The sequence below is a fragment of the Nodularia harveyana UHCC-0300 genome (assembly GCF_034931085.1).
Lineage (GTDB): Bacteria > Cyanobacteriota > Cyanobacteriia > Cyanobacteriales > Nostocaceae > Nodularia > Nodularia harveyana.
In genome coordinates this window covers 209,728-217,624 of sequence record NZ_JAYGHG010000004.1, presented here as the reverse complement: position 1 = coordinate 217,624, position 7,897 = coordinate 209,728, and the positions used below count along the sequence as shown (strand labels likewise).

Genomic DNA, 7,897 nt, shown 5'->3' with positions numbered 1-7,897 from the left:
CAACACAGATCCAAGGACGCATACCTAAGCGGTAAGAAAGTTCCCATTCACGACCTAAGTAGCAAGCTACACCGATCAAGAAGTGGAAAATTACCAATTGGTAAGGACCACCGTTGTACAACCACTCATCTAAGGAAGCTGCTTCCCAGATGGGGTAGAAGTGCAAGCCGATAGCGTTGGAGGAAGGAACAACTGCACCTGAGATGATGTTGTTTCCGTAAATTAAGGAACCAGCTACGGGTTCGCGGATACCATCGATGTCTACAGGAGGTGCTGCGATGAATGCGATGATGAAGCAAGTGGTAGCAGCTAGTAGGGTTGGGATCATGAGAACGCCGAACCAACCGATGTAAATCCGGTTGTTGGTGCTGGTGATCCACTCGCAGAAGCGATCCCATACGTTGGCGCTTTGGCGCTGTTGTAAGGTAGTAGTCATGTTTTTATGATTGCGGTTATGTATGTATAAATCAGGTAGGTGTTCTTACCTGCTGTTCACATAGTAAATGATTTATTGCGATTTGTAAAGAGTTTTCACAAAAAAGTTTACATTTTATTTGAAAAACCCCCAAACCCTGATTTTGGAAGGATAATTAAGTCTGTGCATTTGTAACATTTTATAAAAATTGTCGGGTGGGTTAGATGATCAGCAAGCTGTACATCACACCAAAAAATGAATTTCCGTCGTAACCCACCGCAAGATTTATCGGTTTTTATACCCCACCTCTAACCCCACTGGTGAGGAGGGGAGGTCATATCTGTTAACCTGTCCCTACAAAACCTCTGATGGTAACTTCACATTCCCGCATCGTTACCTATAGCCCTGCTTATACCATCGTCCCGACTTATGAATGTTTCAATCGTTGTACATACTGCAACTTTCGCACCGCACCTGGTGAAAGCCCCTGGATGACTTTATCAGCAGCAGAAAATATTTTGCTACAACTGCAAAGCCAAAAAGTCTGTGAAATACTCATTCTTAGTGGCGAAGTGCATCCCCAGTCAACCCAGCGCCAGAATTGGTTTCAGCTAATTTATGATTTATGTGAGTTAGCTTTGAAAATGGGATTTTTACCACATACTAATGCGGGAATACTGAGTTTTGCGGAAATGCAAAAGCTGAAGTCTGTAAATGTTTCTATGGGTTTGATGCTGGAACAGTTAACCCCAACATTGTTAAATACTGTGCATCGCCACGCACCCAGTAAATTACCAGAAATAAGGTTGGAACAATTAGCATGGGCGGGAGAGTTGCAGATTCCCTTTACCACGGGGTTACTTTTAGGAATTGGAGAAACTGAAGATGATGGCTGGGAAACATTAAACGCTATATCTGATTTACATCAGCGTTACCATCATATTCAAGAAGTCATATTACAACCCCACAGCCCCGGAAATCAGCAAACCTTTGATGCAGAAGCTTTTGACCCTCATCAACTACCAGAAGTGATTGCGAAAGCACGTCAGATTTTACCGCCAGATATTGCAATTCAAATTCCGCCAAATTTAGTTGAAGATGATGGATGGTTACTGGCTTGTATTGAAGCGGGTGCGGGAGATTTAGGCGGAATTAGCCCCAAAGATGAAGTGAATCCTGATTATCCTCATATTCAGGAACAAGCTTTGAGGAAAATTTTACAGCCTGGGGGGTGGGAGTTGGTGGCGCGTTTACCTATTTATCCCCAGTTTGATAGTTGGTTGACGGGTGATTTAAAAATGGCTGTGGAACATTGGCGAACTCAGATGATATAAAGCTGAAAAGTTGAGTTGTGACACAATTAAACATTTTTGCTATCCATCCACCAAGACCTGTTTCAATGGTGGATATAAGAAGAAACTTTTAGTTATGAAAGCGATCGCCTTTGGCTAAAGTGAATAAGCTGAATGAGGGATAACTACTCCCATACTCCCCTAATATCTGGGCTTGTCTAGGATTTATCTAGCAGTCAGCTATCTATTTCATACCCTTATCCCTAATACTCGTGGCGCAAGTTGTTTTAGAAAATATTTATAAAAGTTTTCCCCAGCGTAAAGGGGAAGGTGTCGCCTCTCAGACCTCTGACAGTGAGAGGAATAAAGATGAGTTACAACCAGCAGAAATTATTAATGTCTTACGGCGGATTAATCTGACCATCGCCGATGGTGAATTTATGGTGCTGGTGGGGCCTTCGGGTTGTGGGAAAAGCACTTTACTACGGTTAATTGCTGGGTTAGAGACGATGACGGGTGGGAATATTACTGTAGGCGATCGCCTAATTAATTACCTACCTCCCAAAGAACGAGATATTGCGATGGTGTTTCAAAATTACGCCCTCTATCCTCACATGACGGTGTATGACAATATCGCCTTTGGACTGCGACGAAGAGAATTAGGGGATAGGGTAACTGAGGAATCTTCACTTCCCGATTGGGCGAAAAATCTCTTGGTGGGTGTTACCAGAAAGTTACCTAAAGGACTGCGTTACATTTCTGACAAAGAAAGGCAAGTGGATCAGCAAGTGCGAAATGTTGCCCAATTATTGCAAATAGAAACTTTGCTGAATCGCTTACCCAAACAGCTATCTGGGGGACAAAGACAACGGGTCGCATTAGGAAGAGCGATCGCCCGTGACCCCCAAGTATTTTTAATGGATGAACCCCTGTCTAACTTAGATGCGAAACTCCGCGCCGAAACCCGCGCCCAAATTGTCAAATTACAACGCCAATTAGGAACCACGACGATTTACGTTACCCACGACCAAACCGAAGCCATGACAATGGGCGATCGCATTGCAATTATGAATCAAGGTCAAATTCAGCAAGTCGCCTCCCCATTAGAACTTTATAACCGTCCTGCTAACCGCTTTGTCGCCGAATTTATTGGTTCACCACCGATGAATTTTATTCCAGTGACATTTCACGCGCCATTATTAATTACCCATGAAAATTTTCGCCTCACTCTCCCAGAAATTTGGGAAAAATCTCTGCAAAAATATGACAAGCAAACCATCATTTTAGGTATTCGTCCAGAACACTTGATATTGAGCGTACCTGCTACCAAAAATTTACCTGTCAAAGTAGACTTAGTGGAAAATCTGGGTAATGATTCCTTCCTAGTGGTGAAAATTTCTCAACCTGAATCTCCAATTACTCACACAGATAATTTTCTCCAAGTCCGCATCCCACCAGATAGATTAGTCAGTTTTGGTGAGCAATTATGGTTATCATTAAATTCTGAAAAACTCCACTTTTTTGACCCAGAAACCAAGTTAGCGATATTTCCCGGAAATTAACCGCAAAATTACCAATGTTTAAACACAGATTAGGGATAGACAAAATGGCTTTGCTGAGTGGGAATATGAATTTATGGCACGCAGAGACGCAGAGGCGCGGAGAGTAAGAGATTAAGAGATGGAATTTTTGAATTTCATACTCATATTCAGCAATGCCGACAAAATTATCTGAAACCCATTCACTATGGATTTAAAATAATATTCACATCTAGAATAAAACCCGGTAAAATATCTTCCCCAGATAGCTGTGGTGGATGATCAAAAGAGAAATTTAAAACTTCTACATCTTGTCCCGGTCGATAAACTTCAACTAAAGGCGTTTGCGGGTCAATTAACCAACCTAAACGCGCACCATTTTCTCGATATTCCGACATTTTGGTGCGTAATTTATCTAAAGCATCACTTTCTGAACGCAGTTCAATCACAAAATCAGGACAAATAGGCGGGAAACGACGTTTTTCATCTTTGCTTAAAGCTTCCCAATTTTCTAACTTCACCCAAGCAGCATCAGGACAACGATAAGCCCCACTGGGTAATTTAAATTCAGTGGAAGAGTCAAAGACTTTACCCAACTTGGTTTTACGGTTCCATAAACCGAGTTCCATGTTAATATTCGAGTTTCTGATGCCGCTTTCTCCACCTGTTGGAGACATAATAATTAATTCTCCAGTTTGGGTCAATTCTAATTGCCAAGGTTCGTTAGCAATGCAGAGTTGATAAAACTGCTCATCAGTTAAACCTACTGCTGGAGGTACGTTTAAGGTGAGGCTTTCCATGCTCATGTTTTGCGAATGAAGTTAATTCCATTATCGCGCTGTCGCTTTTTGACCGCTAAACATATCTTAAATCTGGAAAATTTCCCAAAATTCAGTAGTCAGTAAATAGTCTGATAACTGACCACTGATAACTGATAACTGAATATTTACACCTCGGCTGGTTGGTGTTCCTGTTGTCTTTCTACAAAAGCCTGAACACGAGTGCGGTAGTTTCTCAGGGTGTCATCTACCCAATCACGATCATTACTATTGGCATATAAATGTACTAAAGGCTCACTAGCATCTGGTAGAACTAATAGCCAACTATCATCGTAGGGTTGGCAAATTTTCACCCCATCAATTAACTCTAAGTTTTGGGCTGGGTGTGTTTCGACTAAATAACGCATTAGCGCCCCTTTAGCGGTCCAAGGACAACGGACTGTATAGGTTTTGTGAACTACACGGGGTAATTCTGAACGTGCTGTAGCTAGCGATCGCTCTTGAATTGTCAGCATCTCAATTAACTTAGCAATGCAGAACATAGAATCAAATCCCGGATGGAGATGGGGGAAAATAAAACCAGTTTCTCCACTACCTCCTAACACTACATTGGGATATTTCTGAGAAGCCTCCATTAAAGCTGTGGGATTAGCTTTAGTGCGAATTACCCGACCATCATGACGGCGAGCCACTTGTTCCACAGCACTAGAAGCATGAACAGGTACAACTACAGTGCCTCTGGGGTTAGATGTTAAAATCATGTCTACCATTAGGGCTGTCAATAGTTCCCCCCGAATGGGAAAACCTGACTCATCTACTAAAATCAGTTGTTCGCCATTAGCCGAAACTTGTACACCAAAGTTAGCTTTCAACGCCTCCACCACATGACCTAACTGAGTCAGCAGGGCTTCCCGATCCATCACTGACATAGCGGATTTATTCACACTTGCATTCAGCACCACCGCATCAGCGCCAAATTTGTCTAACATCAGTGGTAAAACTGCGCCAGACACAGCATAAACATAGTCAATTACGACTTTTGCCCGACTGTTGCGGAGAGTCTCTACATTTAACAGCTTTTCAAAGGCTGTACAATAGCGTTCCATGACTTGACTGGGATAGGCCACATCGCCAATTTCATGAATTTGCGATCGCCGCATATCCTCTTTAAAATAAGCCCCTTCCACCTTCTTCTCCAAAGCCTTGGTGATATTAATCCCCTTAGCATCCATAAACTCAATCAAGATATAATCGGGGCGGTCTGGGTGTACCCGCACATGAATACCACCAGCCACAGACATAGTAGGTATAACTGTGCGTGCGATGGGAATAGCTGTAGCATCCAGGTTTTGAATATCCACACCGACAGACATCAAGCCAGCAATTAATGACCGAGTAACCATGCGAGAAACATTGCGCTGGTCACGGGAAACTGTCACCTTAGAGCCGGGTTTCAAAGTGGAACCGTAAGCAGAACCCAACTTGACAGCAAACTCTGGGGAAATATCAATATTCGCTAATCCTTGGACACCACGTTGTCCAAATACGTTGCGTTGAGCAGTGTTACCCCAAATCAAGTTAATATTTAAAACTGCCCCTGATTCGATTTTTTTACTGGGCCACACCCGCACATTGGGGCTAATTTGGGCTTCTTCGCCGATAGTAGATAGTGAACCCACCACAGCCGCTTCTAAGACATGGGCGCGACGGTCTACACGAGTCCCACGAGAAATTACACAGGCGCTCAGATGTGCTTCATCTCCAATAATTGAACCATTCCACAAAATTGGTCGTTTGAGGTTAGCATCAGCCCCAATAGTGACATTATCCCCAATGATGGTTCCGCCTTCAATCTGGACTCTAGCCCCAATGCGGCAATTATCACCAATCACGGCGGGAGTATCAATTATTGCGGTCGGGGCGATAAAAGTATTTTGTCCCACCCACAAATCTGGTGAAACTTCTTTATAAGCAAACTCTAGTTTTACTTTGCGTTCTAAGGCATCATACTGAGCTTCACGATAGGCATCTAAATGACCGACATCGCACCAGTAACCTTGGGCAATGTAACCATATATGGCTTCGCCTTTTTCCAGCATTAAGGGAAATAAATCTTTGGAAAAGTCGCTTTCAGTATTAGATGGCAGATAATCCAATACTTCTGGTTCCAGGATATAAATACCAGTGTTGACGGTATCAGAAAAAATTTCACTGGTAGAGGGTTTTTCTAAAAAGCGGCTAATATGTCCTTCGGCATCGGTAATTACTACCCCAAACTCCACTGGGTTAGGAACTCTGGTTAAAACTAAAGTTGCTTTGGCTTGTTTTTGTTTATGAAAGGCGATCGCCGCCGTTAAATCAAAATCTGTGATACTATCACCGCTAATTACCAAAAAAGTTTCATCCAGAAGTTCAGCAATATTTTTCACACAGCCAGCTGTACCTAGAGGCTGGTCTTCTTCCACAGCATAGGTCATCTGCACCCCAAAATCACTACCATCTTGAAAATAATCTCGCAGAACATCCGGTAGATAATGCAATGTAGCAATCACTTCTGTGATTTGATGCCGCTTCAACAAATTGATAATATGTTCAGCAATCGGTCGATTCAGAATGGGAACCATCGGTTTAGGCAGATCACAAGTTAACGGACGTAACCGTGTTCCTGAACCGCCTGCCATCAGTACTGCACGCATAAATTCTCCTTAGCTATTTGCAGCTTATACTGCTTACAGACCTTTGAGATTGTGTTGTATCTTCTTTCTTTAGTGTCCTATGGATATTGCTATTTGAGGAACTGACCTAAGAAGCATTTACTGAGAAATAAGTAAATCTACTCATCACCTTAACTTGTGTGTTCAGAGATAATTAGGATGGGAACCTACGAACATTAGTCAGCAATCTTACTAAGAATCGCCTGAAATTACGGTAACACCTGCAAGTATCAAGACAATTAAAGATTTTGTACTTTTAACAATCTGGGTGCTGCATAATGTCAATAGTATGGTACTGCTTAACTTAAATTTTCTCAGTCATAAAGGGAGTCGATGAGAATGATCGAATTAATTATTTTGGGTGTAATTGTGGTCTATGTAGGTGGTGTTTGGAAGTTATGGACTGGCTTTGAGCGAACTAATTTTAGTCGGACTTTTTCTAATCGCCTGGGGTTATCATTACTATGGCCAGCTTTATTTATTGCCAATAAGTCATATCGTCGCAATTTTAGAAAGGCTTTAAAAGGCTAGTATCCTCTATGACAAGGGAATAGGGTAAAAACGCTGTGCTTAAGTAAATTAACACTTTCTAGCCTGTAATCATATATCTGAGACTTCGGAAGTTTAAATTATGGTTCGTCCTGTTATAGTGATTGCGATCGCTAGTTCCATTGGTATTATTTCTCTCATTACCCTAGCCCAACACCGCCAGAGACCCACCCCGCAAGCAGAAGGTGACGACAATTCAGTAGTTAACGAGCGCCAGATACCTAACCCGGAAACAGAAGGTGACTACAATTCAGCAGTTACCAAATTTCCCGATGGTAGTGAAGCTATATTATTGTCATGGTTCAATAATATTCCTAGTGGTACACTCAATTGTCATAGCGCTCCCGGACTAAATCAGCCAGTTATCCACGAATTTAAACCAAATGACCTGCTTCAAGCTGATGCAGGCAAAAATAATTCTCAAGAACCCATTATTAAAGATTCGCAAAGTAAACCTTGGCTGCGGGTGAAAATAGTCAACAATCAAGGAGAAACTCCAGGAACTTGTTTTGTGAGAGCTAATCAACAGTTTATCGAACCCAATTCTTTAGAATGAAAATTATTAGTAGGCTGATTAATTACCTACTAATAACTATGAATCTCCTAGCCA

The 7,897-nt window shown here is 42.1% G+C and carries 6 protein-coding genes and 1 pseudogene; 4 read left to right on the top strand and 3 right to left on the bottom strand.

Annotated elements, in window-relative coordinates:
• A pseudogene (locus VB620_RS04785) lies at positions 1-436 on the bottom strand (photosystem II q(b) protein); the annotation flags it as partial.
• A 347-nt stretch (positions 437-783) separates the two neighbouring features.
• Here VB620_RS04785 and cofG point away from each other — a divergent pair.
• Positions 784-1,749: a 7,8-didemethyl-8-hydroxy-5-deazariboflavin synthase subunit CofG gene (gene cofG, locus VB620_RS04780; protein WP_323194993.1), complete on the top strand. Its 966-nt coding sequence runs from the start codon at positions 784-786 to the stop codon at positions 1,747-1,749.
• Positions 1,750-1,979: 230 nt separating this feature from the next.
• Positions 1,980-3,269, top strand: coding sequence for an ABC transporter ATP-binding protein (locus VB620_RS04775; RefSeq protein WP_323194992.1), 1,290 nt, complete (start codon positions 1,980-1,982; stop codon positions 3,267-3,269).
• Between the two features lie 182 nt (positions 3,270-3,451).
• Here the strand turns inward: VB620_RS04775 and VB620_RS04770 are convergent, their stop codons facing one another.
• Entirely contained in the window at positions 3,452-4,045 is a 594-nt protein-coding gene (locus VB620_RS04770) for a Uma2 family endonuclease (protein ID WP_323195003.1), read from the bottom strand.
• Positions 4,046-4,191: 146 nt separating this feature from the next.
• Positions 4,192-6,720 (bottom strand): mannose-1-phosphate guanyltransferase, encoded by a 2,529-nt coding sequence (locus VB620_RS04765; protein ID WP_323194991.1) that lies wholly within the window; start codon positions 6,718-6,720, stop codon positions 4,192-4,194.
• A 357-nt stretch (positions 6,721-7,077) separates the two neighbouring features.
• On the opposite strand from VB620_RS04765, the gene VB620_RS04760 reads away from it, so the two are divergent.
• Positions 7,078-7,269, top strand: a complete 192-nt coding sequence (locus VB620_RS04760; RefSeq protein ID WP_323194990.1) for a hypothetical protein — start codon at positions 7,078-7,080, stop codon at positions 7,267-7,269.
• Between the two features lie 100 nt (positions 7,270-7,369).
• Positions 7,370-7,843, top strand: a complete 474-nt coding sequence (locus VB620_RS04755; protein ID WP_323194989.1) for an SH3 domain-containing protein — start codon at positions 7,370-7,372, stop codon at positions 7,841-7,843.
• Positions 7,844-7,897: the final 54 nt, after the last annotated feature.

Excerpts from the sequence above, each read along its gene's own strand:
- cofG (WP_323194993.1), top strand. The coding sequence starts at position 784 with ATGGTAACTTCACATTCCCGCATCGTTACCTATAGCCCTGCTTATACC.
- VB620_RS04770 (WP_323195003.1), bottom strand. The coding sequence starts at position 4,045 with ATGGAAAGCCTCACCTTAAACGTACCTCCAGCAGTAGGTTTAACTGAT.
- VB620_RS04765 (WP_323194991.1), bottom strand. The coding sequence starts at position 6,720 with ATGCGTGCAGTACTGATGGCAGGCGGTTCAGGAACACGGTTACGTCCG.
- VB620_RS04760 (WP_323194990.1), top strand. The coding sequence starts at position 7,078 with ATGATCGAATTAATTATTTTGGGTGTAATTGTGGTCTATGTAGGTGGT.
- VB620_RS04755 (WP_323194989.1), top strand. The coding sequence starts at position 7,370 with ATGGTTCGTCCTGTTATAGTGATTGCGATCGCTAGTTCCATTGGTATT.